The sequence below is a fragment of the Streptomyces sp. NPDC058457 genome (assembly GCF_042720695.1).
Lineage (GTDB): Bacteria > Actinomycetota > Actinomycetes > Streptomycetales > Streptomycetaceae > Streptomyces.
In genome coordinates, this window is sequence record NZ_JBHXLU010000103.1 from 23,981 (window position 1) to 41,868 (window position 17,888).

Here is a 17,888-nt window from a genome sequence, read left to right on the forward strand (position 1 = left end):
GTCGGTCGCTCAGGCCGAGGGCTCGGTCACGGTGGGCTCGCGGCGACGGACGGTGACCACGCCCGCCCATGCCATGGCCACCAGCGGGATGACACCGGAGATGATCACCTGTCCCTGGCTGGAGACCGCGCTGTTGGGGGTGCCCAGCAGGAAGCCGGCGCCGATGCAGCTGCGGGACAGCGCCTGGAAGCAGGCCCAGGCACTGCCGTGCACCTCGGCCGGCACGCGGGCGTGCACCGCGTTGCGCAGGCCGACGTTGCAGGCGCCGTTGCCGAAGCCCGCGATCAGGAACAGCGGGAAGATCACCGCGGCCACCGGGATCAGACCGGTGAGGAGCAGGCTCAGGCCCATGCCCAGGATGCCGGTGACGATCAGCTGGCCGTGCCGGTCCGACCAGCCCGCGCGGCCCGCGAGCAGCGCGCCCGGGACGGACCCGAGGGCCCAGGTCGCCAGGATGAGGCCGAACACGGTGTCGTTGCCGTTGACGACGTCCCGCAGGTAGTAGACGCCCGCGACGTTCTCGATGCTGATGGCCAGGATCGAGGCCGCCAGCGCCGGCATCAGCGTGCCCACCACCGGCGCGTCGCGCAGCGCCCGGTAGCCGTCCGCGAGCCTGGTGGCGGGGCGGCGGCCGATCGCCACGTCCACGGTCTTCGGCACCGCCAGCATGGTGCAGCCCGCGAGCACCAGGAAGGACGCGGCATCCACCGCGAGCAGCGCGGGGGTGCCCCACAGGGAGTTCAGGAAGCCGGCCAGGGGCGGGCCGACCAGCCCCGCGACGGACAGGCCCGCCGTCAGCAGGCTGTTCGCCCGGCCCGTGTGCTCCTCGCCGGCCACGGCGGGCAGCATCTTGAACCCGGCGGCCACCGAGGCCACTCCGGCCAGGGCGGACAGCGCGACCAGGGCCACCCGCGCATGGAACCCGCCGACCGCGGTGGCCGCGCCCAGGGACAGTGACTGGAGCAGCAGCGCCCACAGGCAGACCGCACGCGCACTGAACCGGTCCACCACGGTGCCGATCAGCGGAGCCGCGAGCACCGTGGGGATGAGCTCGGCGAGCATCACCTCGGTCACCCCGAAGCGGATGTCCCGGTCCGCCGCGTGCAGCACCAGGCCCAGGGAGGCGAGTGTGTCACCGAGACGGGAGAACAGCGTTCCCGCGATGAGCACCTGCGCGGCGACCGGCATCGTGGCACCGGGGCGCAGCGCGGCGAATGGCGCTCTCCGCGTCTTTTCCGTGTCCAATCGATTCCAATCCGTCCGTTTTCCGGTCCCATTCAGCCTGCTCGCGCATCAGATTAGGCCTGTTCGTTCAGTGGTAGAGCGTCCACCGGCCACCGGGACGGACCGCTTCCCGGGCATTGCGCGCCCCGCCGGAACCCAAGGCGGGGTCCCAATTTCTCAGCCAAGAGCAGCGCTTCACCGAATGTCCACACATGTTCCACACCAACTCCCGCTGGGCCGGTGCTGGAAGGCCCGCTTCCCGTGTCACCCGGGATGATGTGGATCCGGGGCGTTCCGGACGTCCTTTCCGGCCTCGGCGCCGCCGGTGCGGTGGATCGGCGCCCCGATGTCCCCGTGGAGGCCGTAAAGCGTGTTTTTCGGCCAATCGCTGGAGTTGCGGTGATCTCTGCCGGTGAACAACTCCACTCCCGTCCGTCGATCCGGAAAGCGCCTTCCCGGTGCATGGCGTTATCCATGCCGGCCGGATGAATGTCCGGAAAATGTCGGGACAACGAGCCGCCGCATTCCCCGAGCAGTGGAGAAAAGGGAACGAACCGGTATCTCCGCCCGGCCCCGGGCCGGCACGCCCGGTCGGGGTGTCCGCCGGAGTGCCGGGAGTGCCGGGAGTGTCCGAAGTGCCAGAGCGAGGCGGCCGGTCGAAAACCGAGTGCCGCGCCCCGCACCGCCTGTTTACACTCACCCGGTATCACGCACCGTAGCCGCGGAACGCGGTCCAGGTGCTTTGCCGTGACGAGTTCGGACGAATGAGGGGAGAGGGCCATGCGGGATCGCGCCGCCTTCGCCTCTCCCCGTTCCCGCTACGAGGTGATCCTCGTGTCCCCGTCCCTCCGGTGCCCGCCGCGCGGCCGGCACCGGACTCCGTGACGCGCGACCGGATCAATCAACTACTGGCATATGCCCACGCTTTGACGTGTCGTCAGGCGTGACCGGTGAACTTCGCCGCACGGGAAATTGCGCCGCCCCTTCCCTGAGCAGTTCCGGGAAACCGTCATTCGAAAGGCATCGGGCCATGCGCGCCGAACTCCACCCGAACTCCGTCAACCCTCTTGCCGCCGTTCGCAACCTGGGCATCCTCGCCCACGTCGATGCCGGAAAGACCACCGTCACCGAACGCATCCTCTTCGCCACCGGCACCATCCACAAACGCGGCGAGGTCCACGACGGCACCACCGTCACCGATTTCGACCCCCAGGAACGTGACCGCGGCATCACCATCTTCGCCGCCGCGGTCAGCTGCGCCTGGAACGGCCATCGCGTCAACCTCATCGACACCCCCGGCCACGTCGACTTCGCCGACGAGGTCGAACGCTCCCTGCGCGTCCTCGACGGCGCGATCGCCGTCTTCGACGCGGTCGCCGGCGTCGAGCCGCAGAGCGAGTCGGTGTGGCGGCAGGCCGACCGGCACGGTGTCCCGAGGATCGCCTTCGTCAACAAGCTGGACCGCGCGGGCGCGGACCTCGACAGAGCCGTCGAGTCGATCCGCAGCCGTCTGCATCCGGTCCCGCTCGTCGTCCAACTGCCGATCGGCACGGAGGACGGCTTCACCGGCGTCGTCGACCTCGTGCGCATGCGCGCGCTGGTCTGGGCGGACGACGGCGGTACGGCGCTGGAGGGGCCCGTTCCGCAGGAGCTGAAGGAGACGGCGGAGCAGCGACGGCGCGCGCTGGAGGAGACGGTGGCCGCGCTGCACCCGGCCGCGCTGGAGGAGTTCTGCGCACCGCCCGGCCGGCTGTCCACCGCCACCCTGGCCGGCGCCCTGCGCGACCTCACCCTGACCGGCGAGGGCGTGGTCGTCCTGTGCGGCTCCGCCTACCGCAACCGGGGCGTCGAACCGCTCCTCGACGCGGTCGTGGCGTATCTGCCCTCGCCGCTCGACGTCCCCGCGGTGCGCGGTACCCATCAGGGAACCGAGCAGCGGCGGGCCGCCGACCCCGAGGAGCCGTTCGCGGCGCTGGCGTTCAAGGTGACCGCGACCGCCACCGGGCGCCTCACGCACGTCCGGATCTATTCGGGCACGATCGAGAAAGGAGCCACCGTGTGGGACCCGGCGACGCGCCGTACCGAACGAGTGGCGCGCATCCTCCGCGTCATGGCCGACCGGCACCAGCCCCTGGACCGGGCGGTGGCCGGTGACATCGTCGCCGTCGTCGGGCTGAAGTCGGCCCGCCCCGGCGCCACGCTGTGCGCTCCGGACGCCCCGCTGCTCCTGGAGCCGCCGGTCGCCGCGGAACCGGTGGTTTCGGTCGCGGTAGAGGCCCGCCGCCGTACCGACACCGACCGGCTGGCGCAGGCGCTGGCCAGGCTGGCCGAGGAGGACCCCTCGCTGGTGGTGCGTACCGACGCGGAGACCGGACAGACCGTGCTGTCCGGAATGGGGGAACTGCACCTGGAGGTCGCCGTGGAGAAGATCCGCCGGGACGGCGGCCCCGAGGTCGCGGTGGGCCGGCCGCGGGTCGCCTTCAGGGAGACCGTGGCCCGCGGGGTGACCGGCTTCGTCTACCGGCACGTCCACCAGAGCGGCGGGGCGGGGCAGTTCGCGCACATCGTCCTGGACGTCGAACCCCTCGGGCACGAGGGCGGGCGCGAGCGTGGGCACGAAGGCGGGCACGAGGGCGGCTTCGAGTTCCGGTCGGCGGTAGTCGGCGGCCGGGTGCCGCAGGAGTACGTACGCGCGGTCGAGGCCGGCTGCCGGGACGCCCTCGCCGAGGGCCCCCTCGGCGGGCATCCGGTCACGGGGCTGCGGGTCACCCTGACCGACGGCTCGACGCATGTGAAGGACTCCTCCGACACGGCGTTCCGTACGGCGGGCCGGATCGGTCTCCGGGAGGCCCTGCGGGCCTGCGCGACGACGCTCCTGGAGCCGGTCGCCGAGGTCACCGTCACCGTGCCCGAGGACGCGGTGGGCGGTGTGCTCGGCGACCTGGCCGCCCGGCGCGGCCGGGTCACCGGTTCCACGGCCCGGGGCGGCACGGCGGTGCTCACCGCCACCGTGCCGCTGGCCGAACTGTTCGGCTACGCGACGCGGCTGCGCGGCCGCACCCAGGGCCGGGGCACCTTCACCACCCGCCCGGCCGGCCACGCGCCGGCCCCGGCCGAGGTCGCGGCGCCCACCCGGTGACACCGAGGCGGGGGCCGGGGACAACCTCCCCGGCCCCCGCCGTGGTGCCGGGCGTCCGTCTCGCCGTCGCACCCCGCACCCCGCACCTCGCCCCACCTCCCGCCGTCCGCAATGGGCCGTCGAAACACAACCGTTGTGGAACGGCGTCCGGCCCCTCTCCACGCAGGTCGCCCGGCTCCGGCCCAGGTCACACCGCCGGGCGCGGCCGTACCGTCGGCCCGGAACCAGCTGTTCCCCGGCCCGCCTGCGCGGATACCCGTGCCGGATCCCTTGACGAGCTACTGTTCGGGGGATTAACTCACGTCCTAAATTAAGCCATGAGGGGCTTCGGAAGCCGAACGTCGGTCTCGGCGTCCGCACTCGCGGGCGCCGGCCTTCGCGAAGCCCTCTCGGGGTTCTCGACTCCCGGAAAGGCACAGCTGGAGCCATGCGCAGCATCCGAGCCGCGGCCGTAGGCGCCGTCACCATGTCTCTCGCCCTCGCGGCCACGGCCTGCGGTGGCGGTTCGTCCACCGGGGGCGGGTCCAACGACTCCCCGAAGACGCTCACCTACTGGGCCTCCAACCAGGGTGCCAGCATCGAGGTCGACAAGAAGGTGCTCCAGCCGGAACTCGACAAGTTCCAGAAGCAGACCGGCATCAAGGTCAAGCTGGAGGTCGTGCCCTGGTCGGACCTGCTCAACCGGATCCTCACCGCGACCACGTCCGGCCAGGGCCCCGACGTACTGAACATCGGCAACACCTGGAGCGCCTCGCTGCAGGCGACCGGCGCGCTGCTGCCCTGGGACGCCAAGAACTTCGCCAAGATCGGCGGCAAGGACCGGTTCGTCGACTCCGCGCTCGGCTCCACGGGCGCCGTGGGCAAGGACCCGGCGGCCGTACCGCTGTACTCGATGGCGTACGCGCTCTACTACAACAAGAAGATCTTCGCCGACGCCGGCATCGCCAAGCCCCCGGTCACCTGGGACGAGCTGATCGCCGACGGCAAGAAGATATCGGCGAAGGGCAAGTCGGTGCTCGGCGCCGAGGGCGGCAACGGGGCGGAGAACATCCACCACGTCTTCGTCTTCGCCAAGCAGCACGGCGCCGACTTCTTCACCTCCGACGGCAAGCCGGACTTCACCAACGACAACATCGTCGCCGCGGTCAAGCAGTACGTCGACCTGATGGCCAAGGACAAGGTCATCCCGACCGGCGACGCCGAGTACGCGCAGAACCAGTCGGTCAGCGACTTCGCCAAGGGCAAGCAGGCCATGCTGCTGTGGCAGTCGGCGTCCGCCAACCTCAAGTCGCAGGGCATGAGCGACAGCGACTACGGCATCGCCCCGGTACCCGTGCAGTCCGGCACCCCCGGCACCGGCACCCAGGTCAACTCGATGGTCGCCGGCATCAACCTGGCGGTCTTCAAGAACACCAAGAACCTCGACGGCGCCGCCAAGTTCGTGAAGTTCATGACCAGCGACGACGAGCAGAAGATCCTCAACACCGCCTACAGCTCCATCCCGCCGGTCAAGGCGGCACAGGAGGACGCGGCCTTCAACACCCCGGCCAACTCCGTCCTGAAGAACACCCTCGCCACCAGCGCCGCCGCCCTGCCCCAGGTGGCCTCGGAGTCGCAGTTCGAGACGACGGTCGGTACGGCCGTCAAGAACCTGTTCGCCGACGCGGCCGCCGGGCACGCCATCACCACCGACTCCGTGAAGGCCGAGCTGGAGAAGGCCCAGCAGCAGATGCCGGCGGCCTGAGCACCATGACGACCACCACCACCGCTGTGCAAGAGCCGGTGCGTGCGAACCCCTCCGGGACGGCGGGCGGCTCGGGCCGCCGTCCCGGGCGGATCCGCCGGATCGGGCTGCCCTACCTGCTGCTCCTGCCCGCCCTGCTGCTCGAACTCCTCGTCCATCTCATCCCGATGGTCATCGGCGTCGTGATGAGCTTCAAGGAGCTCACCCAGTTCTACATCCGGGACTGGGGCGCCGCCCCCTGGTCCGGGTTCGACAACTACAAGATGTCGGTCGACTTCGACGCCCCGGTCGGCAAAGCCCTGTTGCACTCCTTCTTCGTCACCGTCAGCTTCACCCTCCTCTCGGTCGGCCTGTGCTGGCTGATCGGCACCGCGGCCGCGGTGTTCATGCAGGACACCTTCCGCGGCCGGGGCCTGCTGCGCGCCCTGTTCCTGGTGCCGTACGCGCTGCCGGTCTACGCGGCCGTCATCACCTGGGTGTTCATGTTCCAGCACGACAACGGCCTGGTGAACCACGTCCTGCACGACCAGCTGCACCTCACCGACAAGCCGTCCTTCTGGCTGATCGGCGACAACAGCTTCTACGCCCTGCTGACCGTGTCGGTGTGGAAGGGCTGGCCGTTCGCCTTCCTCATCGTGATGGCCGGACTGCAGAACATCCCGAGGGAGCTGTACGAGGCGGCCGCCCTGGACGGCGCCGGCATGTGGCAGCAGATCCGCCGGATCACCCTGCCGTCGCTGCGCCCGGTCAACCAGGTCCTGGTCCTGGTCCTGTTCCTGTGGACGTTCAACGACTTCAACACGCCGTACGTCCTGTTCGGCAAGTCCGCCCCGGAGGCCGCCGACCTCATCTCGGTCCACATCTACCAGGCCTCCTTCGTCACCTGGAACTTCGGCACCGGCTCGGCCATGTCCGTGCTCCTGCTGCTCTTCCTGCTCGTGGTGACCGGCGTGTACCTGGTGTTCACCTCACGCGGGCGGAGGACCGCCGATGTCTAGCCCCAGCTCGCCGATGGCCCCGCCGCGGTCCTTCCTCTGGTCCCGGCGGATCTTCCTCACGCTGCTCACCGGGTTCGTGCTGATCCCCGTGTACGTGATGATCTCCAGCTCGCTCAAGCCCCTCGCGGACGTCACCGGCAAGTTCCGCTGGCTGCCGAGCGGGCTGACCATCCGCCCGTACATCGACATCTGGTCGACGGTCCCGCTCGCCAAGTACTTCGTGAACTCGCTGATCGTGTCGGTCGCGGCGACCGTCTGCTCGGTCGTCGTCGCGGTGTTCGCCGCCTACGCCGTCAGCCGTTACGAGTTCCGCGGCAAGCGCGTCTTCACGGTCACCGTGCTGTCCACGCAGATGTTCCCGGGCATCCTCTTCCTGCTCCCGCTGTTCCTGCTGTACGTCAACATCGGCAACGCCACCGGCATCGCGCTGTTCGGCTCCCGCGGCGGCCTGATCCTCACCTACCTGACCTTCTCGCTGCCGTTCTCGATCTGGATGCTGATCGGGTACTTCGACTCGGTGCCGAAGGACCTGGACGAGGCGGCGCTGGTGGACGGCTGCGGGCCGCTCGGCGCGCTGCTGCGGGTCGTCGTACCCGCCGCGATCCCCGGCATCGTCGCGGTCGCCGTCTACGCCTTCATGACCGCCTGGGGCGAGGTGCTGTTCGCCTCGGTGATGACCAACGACACCACCCGCACCCTGGCCGTCGGCCTGCAGGGCTACTCCACGCTCAACGACGTGTACTGGAACCAGATCATGGCCGCCTCGCTCGTGGTGAGCGTCCCCGTCGTGGCCGGCTTCCTGCTCCTCCAGCGCTACCTCGTCGCCGGGCTGACCGCCGGCGCCGTCAAGTGAACCCGCCTCGTACCGAAGCCAGTTCCGAAGCCGGTTCTGAAGCTTCTTCCGAAGCTGCTTCCGAAGTCTGTTCCGAAGGGAATTTCGTGACCATCGACCTCGCCGCCCTCCCGCACGACTTCCTGTGGGGAACGGCAACCGCGGCGTACCAGATCGAGGGAGCCGTCGCCGAGGACGGCCGTGCACCCTCCATCTGGGACACCTTCTCGCACACCCCGGGGAAGATCGACAACGACGACAACGGCGACGTCGCGTGCGACCACTACCACCGCTGGCGCGAGGACATCGGCCTGATGCGCCAACTGGGCGCGAACGCCTACCGGTTGTCGGTCGCCTGGCCGCGCGTCCGGCCCGGCGGCGACGGCCCGGTCAATGCCAAGGGCCTCGATTTCTACGACGAGCTGATCGACGGCCTGCTGGCGGCCGGCATCACCCCGTCGGTCACCCTGTACCACTGGGACCTGCCGCAGGCCCTCCAGGACCGGGGCGGCTGGCCCGAGCGGGCGACCGCCGAGCACTTCGCCGCCTACGCCTCCGTCGTCGCCGAACGCCTCGGCGACCGCGTCCAGCACTGGACCACCCTCAACGAGCCCTCCTGCTCGGCCTGGATCGGCCACCTGGAGGGCAAGATGGCCCCCGGCTGGACCGACCTCACGGCCGCTGTCCGCGCCTCCTACCACCTGCTCCTCGGCCACGGCCTGGCCGCCCAGGCGATCCGTGCCGCCGCGCCCGGCGCCGAGGTCGGCATCGTGAACAACCTCTCCACCGTGTTCGCCGCCACGGACCGCCCCGAGGACGCGGCCGCCGTCCGCCGCCACGACGGACACGTCAACCGCTGGTGGCTGGACCCGGTGCACGGCCGCGGCTTCCCGGCCGACATGGTCGAGACCTACGGCGTCGAACTCCCCGAGCGGCCGGACGACCTGGCGACCATCGCCACCCCGCTCGACTGGCTGGGCCTGAACTACTACTTCCCGGCCTACATCGAGGACGACCCGAACGGCCCGGCCCCGTACGCCCGTTCCGTGCGCCGCCCCGACGTCCCGCGCACCGGCATGGACTGGGAGATCGACGCGAGCGGCATCGAGACGCTGCTGCTGCGCCTCACCGAGGAGTACGGCGCCCGCAGGCTCTACGTCACCGAGAACGGCTCCGCCTACCCGGACGTGGTCCGCCCCGACGGCACCGTCGACGACCCCGAGCGCCAGGAGTACCTGGCCGCCCACCTCGCGGCCTGCGCCTCCGCCGCCCGCAAGGGTGCCCCGCTGGCCGGCTACTTCGCCTGGTCGCTGCTGGACAACTTCGAGTGGGCCTACGGCTACGACAAGCGCTTCGGGCTGGTCCACGTCGACTACCGCACCCAGGTCCGCACGATCAAGGGCAGCGGCCGCCGGTACGCGGACATCATCCGCGACCACCGGGGACAGGCCCGCCGGGCGGCCTGACACACACACCGCGGTGGGCGCGGACCAGGGGAGTCCCGCGCCCACCGCACACTCGACCGGCACGCGTGATCGCCGTACGCACGAGCACCAGGCACGGAGCTTGATCTGTCATGCCCACGACACAACCGAACGGACCGCCAACGCTCAAACGGACCGCCAACGCTCAGGAGACCCGCATGCCAACCCCGTTCCGCATCCCCCGTACCGTCCTGTCCGCCCTGGCGGCGGCCGCCCTGCTGACCTCGGGCACGATCCTGGCCGCCCCGGCATCCACCGCCGCCACGGCCGTGAGCTGGGACACCGACCGCGCGAACACCGCCTACGCCGCCAACCCCTCCGCCGTCACCGCCTCCGGCTACGAGAACGCCGGCACCACCCCCGGCATGGCCTTCGACGGCGACGGCGCGACCCGCTGGTCCAGCAACTTCGCCGACGACGCCTGGATTCGGATCGACCTCGGCACCACGATCCGCATCGACAGCGTGGAGCTCGACTGGGAGGCCGCGTACGGCAAGAAATACGTCCTGGAGGCCTCGAAGAACGGCACGGACTGGACGCCCTTCTACACCGAGACCGCGGGCACCGGCGGCTCGGTCACCGCGCACACCTACCCGCAGGAGGTCACCGGCCGCTACGTCCGCATGCGCGGCATCCAGCGCGCCACTCCCTACGGCTACTCGCTCTGGAACTTCAAGGTCTACGGCGGCGAACCGGCCCCCGCGTCCTCGACCGTCACCAACCTGGCCCTGAACCACCCGGCGTACTCCGACTACTACCAGCACGCGGGCAATTCACCGGCGTTCGCGACCGACGGCGGCTGGCCGGCGAACCTGAAGGGCGACTACACCCGCTGGTCGAGCGACTGGAACGCCGACCGCTGGATCTCGGTCGACCTCGGCGCCGCCTCGACCATCTCCTCCGTGGACCTCTACTGGGAGTCGGCGTACGCCGTCGACTACCTCCTCCAGGTCTCCGACGACAACGTCAACTGGCGCACGGTGTACGAGCCTTCGGCCGCCGACATAGCCGCCCGCCGTGCGAACGTCGTATCCCCCTCGGACGCCTCCGGCCTGCACGACACCGTCACCCTCTCCTCCCCGACGACCGGCCGCTACGTCCGCATGCTCGGCAAGGAGCGCCGCAGCTTCTACAACCCGGCCCCCTACACCGCCCAGTTCGGCTACTCCCTCTACGAGTTCCAGGTCTGGGGCACCGGCGGCAGCGCCTCGGCGGCCTACCCCGCCCTCCCCGGCGACCAGTCGGGCACCTACCAGACCACGTTCTTCGACGACTTCACCGGCTCCTCGCTCGACCGCTCCAAGTGGCGGGTCGTCCGCACCGGCACCGAGATGGGCTCGGTCAACGGCGAGTCACAGGCATACGTCGACTCGACGGACAACGTCCAGACGCAGAACGGCGAGCTGATCCTGAAGGCGAAGTACTGCAAGGGCTGCACCCAGGCGGGCGGCGGCACCTACGACTTCACCTCGGGCCGCATCGACACCAACACCCACTTCGACTTCACGTACGGCCGCGTGAGCGCCCGTATGAAACTCCCCGTCGGCGACGGCTTCTGGCCCGCCTTCTGGCTGCTCGGCAGCAACGTCGACGACCCGTCCGTCTCCTGGCCGGCCTCCGGCGAGACCGACATCATGGAGAACATCGGCTATCCCACGTGGACCAGCACCTCCCTCCACGGCCCCGGCTACTCGGCCGACGGCAACATCGGCGCCCGCCAGACCTTCCCGAACGGCGGCTCCATCGACCAGTGGCACACCTACGCGGTGGAGTGGACGCCGACGGCGATGCGCTTCTACGTCGACGACACCCTGGTCCAGGAGACGACCCGGAACATCCTGGAGTCGACCCGCGGCCAGTGGGTCTACAACCACAACCAGTACGTCATCCTCAACCTCGCCCTCGGCGGCGCCTACCCAGCCGGCTGGAACCAGGTCACCACCCCCTACTGGGGCCTCCCGCAGTCCAGCGTCGACAAGATCGCGGCCGGGGGAGTACAGGCCGAGGTGGACTGGGTGCGGGTGGAGCAGAAGAAGTAGCACGACGCAGGTGCGCCGGGACCCTGGGCGGGAACACACCCGCCCGGGGCTCGACTCTCCGCCGGGTCCAGGACGGAAACACCGTCCGGCCCGGCCGGATCACTGCTCGAAATGCTGAGCGCGCATGTTCCTGACGTACTGCCGCAGAGCGTCGGCGCTGTGGAAGACGCGGTAGTCGCTCGCCTCCAACGCCCCCTGCTCCTTGGCCGTCGGGTCCAGAACAAGGACCACGGGAGCGCCCACCTCCTCCTGAAGCCCCTGCGGCCAGTAGGCGGCCGCCACCGTGATCGCGGCGCCGGTGCGCGGGTCGATGACCTCACTGTCCAGCTCCGGAGCGGCGAACCCGGCCTTCTCCACCTCGGTCAGCAGCGACGCGAGGCCGGGGACGTCGTCCACCGCCGGCCCGGCAACGGCCACGGTGGTGGGGGGCAGACCGGTTCGAGTGGCCGCCATGAGGTCCACGGGTGACGGTCCGTCGTGCAAGGTGTCCAGGAAGTCGTTCGCCGCGTAGGAGAGCAGTTCGCGACGGGCCGCGAGGAAGTCCAGGTAGTTCTCGACGCGCCAGAGCCTCGGATCCACGGGGATCCACTGCGACTCCAGAGCGCCCGGCACCCGTTGCGTGATCTCCGCCAGGTAGTCCGCCGGGTTCCTGGCACCGACCCGCAGGTTGGTGTCCTGGGTGAGGAAGCAGAAGTTCGCGACCGCGTTGATCTCGGCGCGGTTGTACCCGTACTCGCGCAGACGCGCCTTGGGGAAGATGTGGTGCACCTGGAGCGAACTCAGCCGCCCCAGCATGCCGTCCCGCAGTGGTACCCCGCTGCCCAGGTCCTGCGCTCTGTGGACCCGGGTGAGCATGTAGAGCAGCGGATAGAAGCGTGATCCCATCCCGGCACCCACGAAATCGTCGGGCCTGACTTCCAACCGGCCGCCGCGGCTGCGGCGTAGAAGGTCGGTCAACTGGTCGACGCCACCGTCTTCGAGTGCCTGGAGGTCCTGGTTGAGCGCGGTCTCCGTGGCGCCCGTGTGCCGGCCCCACAGAAAACTGTGCACATACCAGTGGAAGAGTCGGTCCCGAGTCATCGCGTCCGGGAAGCGGCCGCCGTGGTCGTGCAGCAGCCGGCTCATCACCGGGAACGCGCCCCGGCCGCTGAGTACTTTGCCGTGGTCCAGACCCAGCCGACCACCCAGGGCGTTCAGCAGATGGGCGATCGAGTCGATGGTCTCCGTCAGGCCCTTCTGGAACGTGGGCACATCGACATCGGCGAGCTTCGAGAACTGTGCCTCGCCGGTCAGTACGGCGTTGACGTTGCGCAGGAGCCAGTCCAGCTTGAAGTCGAAGCCCGCGTCGGACCAGGTCGACAGCGCCGCGTTCATCGTGGGCCGGGCTTCCGGCCAGGAGGCGCAGATCGCCGCCAGTGCCAGATCCCCCTTGGAGAGCTTGGTGCCGCCCGAGTTCACCTTGTTGAAGATCTCGACGACGACGTCGATGGTCTTGTCCTGACCGGTGACCTCGTCGATGTGGATGTCGCGTTCCTTGATCTGGGTGATCCGGTTGAGCCGCTCGATATAGGGGCCGTACAGCCGGCCGTCCCCCTGGGTGAGTTCGGTGACCTGCTGGAAATGGCCTGCCAGTCCTTGCTGAAGCAGGGAGGAGACGTCGACCCAGGCCGGGTTGTCCTTCATCTTCGCCGGCGCGTAGAACTCGAACGCCTCCGTGTCCAGGTTGAAGTGAAGACCGGTCAGGGTCGCCGGATTGCCCTCGAAGAAACGGGGCGGACGGCCGTGGGTCACACCGTAGAGCGTCGTCACGCGCTGCTGGCCGTCCAGGAGGAGGTGGATCGCGCCGTCCCGGGCCGTGCCGTCGCCTCTGGTCTGCGTGGTCTCGGCCTTGGTGCTCCAGGTGAGGAAGCCGCCGATCGGATAACCCCGATACAACGACTGGAAGAACTCGCGTACTTGATCACGTGTCCACACATATCCGCGCTGGAATTCCGGCAGAGCGATGTCACCGGAGTCCACCTTGTCGAGAATCTGTGAAATACGCACTGTCTTCCTGCTCTCCAGCCCGGCGGCGTCCCCCCACCAGGATCCATGCGATCTTCACACGTTATCAGCCGGTCTGTGTGGGTGGCACCGGAATGGGGCGGCGGGCTTCGACGCGGTTCGGCCTCTGCACCGGAGCCCTCACAGCAGGCCACGGCCATCGCACGGGAAAACCCCAGCCGTGAGTGAACGGGGCGTCCGCGTCCCGCGTACCCCCGGCCGTGGGAGGATCGCTCACCATGGATGCGTCACCGGCGGTACGGAGCCTGCGTGCCGCGGTGTTCGCCGCGGTGTGCGTGCTCCTGGCCGCCGCCGGCCACGGCCTCGCCATGGGCGACACGCCGCCGCTGTGGGCCGACGCGGCCGGATTCGCCGCCGTGTTCGCCCTGGGCCGCGCCCTCGCGGGGCGTGAGCGCGGACTGCCGGAGATCGGCATCGGCATGCTCCTCACCCAGGCCGGTCTGCACTTCGGCTTCGACGCGGCCCGCGCGGCCACCCCGGCTCACGCGCCGACCGCGGACACGGCTCCCATGCGCATGCACGGCCATGCCATGGCCGGTATGGCGGGTGTGGCCGGTGCCGCGCAGCAGCACCCGCAGGTCCACGTCCTGACCGCGCACGCCACCGTCGCCCATGTCGTCGCCGCGCTCGTCGCCTCGTGGTGGCTGCGGCGCGGCGAGGCCGCGCTGTGGTCGCTGCTGAGGCGGACGGCCGCGCTCGTGCCCGGTCTGGCCGCCTGGTGGCACGACGCCCCCCTGCCCGCCCCGGCCGACGGCCCCCGCCTGGCCCCGGCCGGCCCGATACGGCCCCGCCCGCTGCTCGCGCTGCGGCACGCCGTGAGCCGACGCGGCCCCCCGAACCCGATCCCGTACACGGTCTAACACCAGTAAGACTCTCTAACAGACATCACTCGTACGGAGATCGACTCACTCATGCCTGCTGTCTCTGCGACTCGTCACACCCTCCGCCGCGCCGCCACCGTCACCGCGGTCACCGCCGCGTCGGTGCTCGTCGCCGCCGGCGTCGCCTCGGCGCACGTCACCGTCCACCCCGAGAGCTACGCGAAGGGCGCCACCGACGGCGTGCTGACCTTCCGCGTGCCCAACGAGGAGGACACCGCCTCCACCGCCAAGGTCCAGGTCTACCTGCCCACCGACCACCCGGTCCTGGGCGTCCTCGTCACCCCGCAGGACGGCTGGACCGCCAAGGTGACCACCACGAAGCTCAAGACGCCCGTGAAGACCGACGACGGCACCATCACCGAGGCCGTCTCCGAGGTCACCTGGACCGGCGGCAAGATCGGCGCCGGCCAGTACGAGGACTTCGATGTCGCCTTCGGGCAGCTGCCGGAGGACACCGACCAGCTGACCTTCAAGACCCTGCAGACCTACTCCGACGGAAAGGTCGTCCGCTGGATCGAGGAGGCGCAGAGCGGCGGCGAGGAGCCGGAGAACCCGGCGCCGACGCTCAAGCTCACGGCGGCGGGCGCCGAGGACGCCGAGTCGACCGCGCCGGCGACGAAGACCAGCGCCAAGGCGACGACCACGGCCGCCGACTCCAGCGACTCCACCGCCCGCGGCCTCGGCATCGCGGGCCTGATCGTCGGCGCCCTGGGCCTGGCGGCGGCCGCGTTCGCCGTCGTACGGACCAGGGGTGCACGGTCGTAGGCCTACGGGCGTAGGCACGTCAGGTGCGGGCTTCGGCCCGCACCTCCGATCCGTGTGTGCGGCCAATGCTCCGCACATGGAAATGCGTCATATGCTACGTATGTGCCAATTTGTGCTAGCGGGAACTTCCTCTCTGGACCCTTGACTGCGAGGGCTCACGGAGGTGAAAGGAGCGCATCGTGATCGCCAAGCTGCTTCGCAGGTTGTCCTTCACCCGCCACTACGGTGCGTACGGGGCCCACGACTGGGCGGTGTACGGCGACGACTCGGTGTGATCGCACCGCCGGCGGGCGCCCCACGGGCGCCCGCCAGAGGTCAGGGACGGTCTCATGGGCCGAGTGGACGAGCCGCCGCGGTTGCCCGAAGGCAGCTTCGCGGCCTGGAGCCGCGACCGGCTGGCGCTGGCGCGCCGTGGCGCCGAAGAGTGCGGGGACGTCTGGCAGCTGGAGCCGGGGGTCTATGTAGCCGCCGCGGCCGGGCCGTGCGAAGCGGTCCTGCGTCGCGCGCAGGACTTCCCCAAGGCATCCTCGCCGCTCTTCCCACCGTTGAGGCGGCCGGGCGGAGCACCGACACCCGAGGAGCGTGCGTACGCTCACGCGGCCCGCATGCGTGGACTGCGTGCGCAGGCGGTCGCGGCCCGGATCGGTGAGATCGCGCCCCGGACCGCTCGTTTTGCCGACCAGTGGCCCACGGACCGGGACGTCGAGATTCTGCCCCCGGTCCGGCACGCCCTGGCAGAGATCGGCGTCAGCTATCTGTTCTCCGAAGACGCTCCCGCCCTGCTGCCCTATGCCGCGCAGCTCTTCCTGGCCCGGGAGGTACTCGTACAGCCCTCGCGTTGGGTGTGGCCGCGTTGGGTCCCCACCCCGGCACGGCGGTTCCGCACCCGGCAGCAGATCGCCTTCACCGACGCCTTGCGGCCCGTCGTCCGCCGCCGTCGTTCATCGGGCCGGCTCGGTGACGACGTGCTGGGACAGATGCTCCGGCCCTCCCCCCGCTACGGCCTGCTGCCGGAAGAGGCCGTCCTCGACACGCTCCCCGGAATCACCGTCGCCACCTTCGAGACCCCTTCCCGGGCAGCCGGGTGGATCCTGCTCCACCTGGCCCGCTACCCCCAGGCGGCGAGCCGGGTCGCTGCCGAAGCCGCCTCGCTGCCCGCGGACCCGGCCGCGACGACCAGCACCCATCTCGGCGGCCTGCACTACACCCAGGCTCTGGTGAGTGAGGTGCTCCGGCTGTACCCGCCGAGCTGGCTGCTGACCCGGCGCGCCCCGCGACAGACCGAGCTGGCCGACTACACCATCGACGCCGGGTCCACCGTTCTCGTCTGCCCCTACACCGCCCACCGCGACGCACGGGAACATCCCGACCCGGACCGGTTCCGGCCCGAGCGCTGGCTCCCCGATTCGGGCTCGCCGACGAAACCCGGGGCCTTCCTCTCCTTCGGCACCGGGCCGCATGGCTGCGAGGGCACCGCTCTGGCCATGGCGATGCTGACGCTCCTGACCGCACAGACCGCCCGCGCCCACCAGTTGAGCGAGCCACCCGGACCGGAACCCAGCTACCAGGTCACCACTCTCGAAGGTCTCGCGACGGCCGGCTTGCGCCTGCGGGCCACCTCGCGCGGCTGAGGCCAGCCCTGCACTCCGGCCCGCTTTCGGCCCCGCGTGGACGGCCGGCTCATGGTCGGCTCTTCGTGTGTCGCTGGTCGAGTTCCTCGGCGAGCATGCCCATCATGACGAGGTCGTGGTGCCGGCCGGCGAAGAAGACGTGTTTCCGCAGGCGCCCTTCCTCGGTGAAGCCGAGCCGACGGAAGAGTGCCAGCGATGCCTCGTTGTCGGCGAAGACCGCCGCCAGGCATTTGTGATAGCGCCGCTCGGCGAACATGAAGCGCAGCAGCAGCACTACGGCTTCCGACGCGTAGCCCCTGCGCCGGTGGTCGGCGCCGATCGCGACATCGAGCTCGAACCAGCCCGAACGGGGGCCGGTGCGATGTGAGCCGACGGTGCCGACCAGCTCTCCCGTGGCCGTCGCTTCGACCGCCAACCGGAAGCGGTCGTCGTCGCACTCGGCGACGGCCTGTTCCTTCGCCCAGGCACGGTAGCTCTCGGCGGACCGCGGCAGATCCAGCCTGCTCCCGCGCCGCCCGTCGTCGTCGGCCAGGCGCATGAACGCCGTCCAGTCGTCGGGCTCGACAGCGCGCAGGCGTACCCGATCACCGGTCCAGGACGATGCCATGCCCCATTTGATCACGCTGCTGTGCGCACGAGGCCGAGAGGCGCACCGCAGTCGACTCGCCGGCACCGGCCAGCGGTGCCGCTGCCGCTGTTACGCTGATTCTCTGACGGTATGAGCACCGCTCCCGTGACCAGAATCCAGCGGCCAGGGACAAGTCCCCGGTCGGACGCCGTTCGCCTCAGCCCCTTGCCGCGCGCCGCAGTGGCGCCGCCTCAAGGGCCTTCAGCTCCCAGCTCCCTGTGGAGGTCGGGGTGAAAGTTGTCGTCTCTCTTTCCCGGGCGTCCCGGACGCACGGCGAGAAGACGCTCATGGACGACCCGCACCCCGACGACGCGCGGCACGCACCAGCGGCGGCGTCGTCATGACCAGTGCCGAAAGCCTCCGTGCGTTCAGGCGCGACGGCCGCATCGTGATCGTCGGGGCGTCGCTGGCGGGACTGCGGGCCGCGGAGTCCCTGCGCGACGAGGGTTTCACCGGATC

Annotated in this window: 12 protein-coding genes; 9 read left to right on the plus strand and 3 right to left on the minus strand. The window is 70.1% G+C overall.

The features are described 5' to 3' along the window. Positions 1 to 9: 9 nt before the first annotated feature. A complete protein-coding gene (locus ACFWPS_RS45810; protein ID WP_383717945.1) occupies positions 10 to 1,188 on the minus strand; it encodes an MFS transporter in 1,179 nt (392 codons plus the stop codon). Between the two features lie 1,066 nt (positions 1,189 to 2,254). Between ACFWPS_RS45810 and fusA the strand changes: the two genes are divergently transcribed. The 6 genes from fusA to ACFWPS_RS45840 all read left to right on the plus strand — a co-directional run bounded on the left by fusA (position 2,255) and on the right by ACFWPS_RS45840 (position 11,460). After that, entirely contained in the window at positions 2,255 to 4,363 is a 2,109-nt protein-coding gene (gene fusA, locus ACFWPS_RS45815) for an elongation factor G (RefSeq protein WP_383717946.1), read from the plus strand. 427 nt (positions 4,364 to 4,790) lie between these two features. Next, positions 4,791 to 6,107 (plus strand): ABC transporter substrate-binding protein, encoded by a 1,317-nt coding sequence (locus tag ACFWPS_RS45820; protein ID WP_383717948.1) that lies wholly within the window; start codon positions 4,791 to 4,793, stop codon positions 6,105 to 6,107. 5 nt (positions 6,108 to 6,112) lie between these two features. Further along, entirely contained in the window at positions 6,113 to 7,105 is a 993-nt protein-coding gene (locus ACFWPS_RS45825; RefSeq protein WP_383717950.1) for a carbohydrate ABC transporter permease, read from the plus strand. Beyond that, the gene (locus ACFWPS_RS45830) at positions 7,098 to 7,958 is read left to right on the plus strand and encodes a carbohydrate ABC transporter permease (protein WP_383717952.1); all 861 of its coding nucleotides are present in this window, start codon (positions 7,098 to 7,100) and stop codon (positions 7,956 to 7,958) included. The genes ACFWPS_RS45825 and ACFWPS_RS45830 overlap by 8 nt, the downstream gene beginning before the upstream one ends. A gap of 86 nt (positions 7,959 to 8,044) precedes the next feature. Then, positions 8,045 to 9,403, plus strand: coding sequence for a GH1 family beta-glucosidase (locus tag ACFWPS_RS45835; RefSeq protein ID WP_383717955.1), 1,359 nt, complete (start codon positions 8,045 to 8,047; stop codon positions 9,401 to 9,403). A gap of 176 nt (positions 9,404 to 9,579) precedes the next feature. Continuing rightward, positions 9,580 to 11,460, plus strand: coding sequence for a discoidin domain-containing protein (locus ACFWPS_RS45840; RefSeq protein ID WP_383717958.1), 1,881 nt, complete (start codon positions 9,580 to 9,582; stop codon positions 11,458 to 11,460). A 99-nt stretch (positions 11,461 to 11,559) separates the two neighbouring features. Here the strand turns inward: ACFWPS_RS45840 and ACFWPS_RS45845 are convergent, their stop codons facing one another. After that, positions 11,560 to 13,506 (minus strand): DUF262 domain-containing protein, encoded by a 1,947-nt coding sequence (locus ACFWPS_RS45845; protein WP_383717960.1) that lies wholly within the window; start codon positions 13,504 to 13,506, stop codon positions 11,560 to 11,562. Positions 13,507 to 13,742: 236 nt separating this feature from the next. On the opposite strand from ACFWPS_RS45845, the gene ACFWPS_RS45850 reads away from it, so the two are divergent. The 3 genes from ACFWPS_RS45850 (at position 13,743) to ACFWPS_RS45860 (ending at position 16,801) form a co-directional block, all read left to right on the plus strand. Next, complete coding sequence (locus ACFWPS_RS45850) at positions 13,743 to 14,384, plus strand: hypothetical protein (protein ID WP_383717962.1); 642 nt, start codon at positions 13,743 to 13,745, stop codon at positions 14,382 to 14,384. Positions 14,385 to 14,435: 51 nt separating this feature from the next. After that, complete coding sequence (locus ACFWPS_RS45855) at positions 14,436 to 15,170, plus strand: YcnI family protein (RefSeq protein ID WP_383717965.1); 735 nt, start codon at positions 14,436 to 14,438, stop codon at positions 15,168 to 15,170. 329 nt (positions 15,171 to 15,499) lie between these two features. Continuing rightward, positions 15,500 to 16,801: a cytochrome P450 gene (locus ACFWPS_RS45860; protein ID WP_383717968.1), complete on the plus strand. Its 1,302-nt coding sequence runs from the start codon at positions 15,500 to 15,502 to the stop codon at positions 16,799 to 16,801. Positions 16,802 to 16,850: 49 nt separating this feature from the next. On the opposite strand, the gene ACFWPS_RS45865 is transcribed toward ACFWPS_RS45860, so the two are convergent. After that, entirely contained in the window at positions 16,851 to 17,408 is a 558-nt protein-coding gene (locus ACFWPS_RS45865) for a GNAT family N-acetyltransferase (RefSeq protein ID WP_383717970.1), read from the minus strand. Positions 17,409 to 17,888 lie beyond the last annotated feature (480 nt).

Excerpts from the sequence above, each read along its gene's own strand:
- ACFWPS_RS45850 (WP_383717962.1), top strand. The coding sequence starts at position 13,743 with ATGGATGCGTCACCGGCGGTACGGAGCCTGCGTGCCGCGGTGTTCGCC.
- ACFWPS_RS45810 (WP_383717945.1), bottom strand. The coding sequence starts at position 1,188 with ATGCCGGTCGCCGCGCAGGTGCTCATCGCGGGAACGCTGTTCTCCCGT.
- ACFWPS_RS45840 (WP_383717958.1), top strand. The coding sequence starts at position 9,580 with ATGCCAACCCCGTTCCGCATCCCCCGTACCGTCCTGTCCGCCCTGGCG.
- ACFWPS_RS45820 (WP_383717948.1), top strand. The coding sequence starts at position 4,791 with ATGCGCAGCATCCGAGCCGCGGCCGTAGGCGCCGTCACCATGTCTCTC.
- ACFWPS_RS45830 (WP_383717952.1), top strand. The coding sequence starts at position 7,098 with ATGTCTAGCCCCAGCTCGCCGATGGCCCCGCCGCGGTCCTTCCTCTGG.
- ACFWPS_RS45865 (WP_383717970.1), bottom strand. The coding sequence starts at position 17,408 with ATGGCATCGTCCTGGACCGGTGATCGGGTACGCCTGCGCGCTGTCGAG.
- ACFWPS_RS45825 (WP_383717950.1), top strand. The coding sequence starts at position 6,113 with ATGACGACCACCACCACCGCTGTGCAAGAGCCGGTGCGTGCGAACCCC.
- ACFWPS_RS45860 (WP_383717968.1), top strand. The coding sequence starts at position 15,500 with ATGGGCCGAGTGGACGAGCCGCCGCGGTTGCCCGAAGGCAGCTTCGCG.
- fusA (WP_383717946.1), top strand. The coding sequence starts at position 2,255 with ATGCGCGCCGAACTCCACCCGAACTCCGTCAACCCTCTTGCCGCCGTT.
- ACFWPS_RS45855 (WP_383717965.1), top strand. The coding sequence starts at position 14,436 with ATGCCTGCTGTCTCTGCGACTCGTCACACCCTCCGCCGCGCCGCCACC.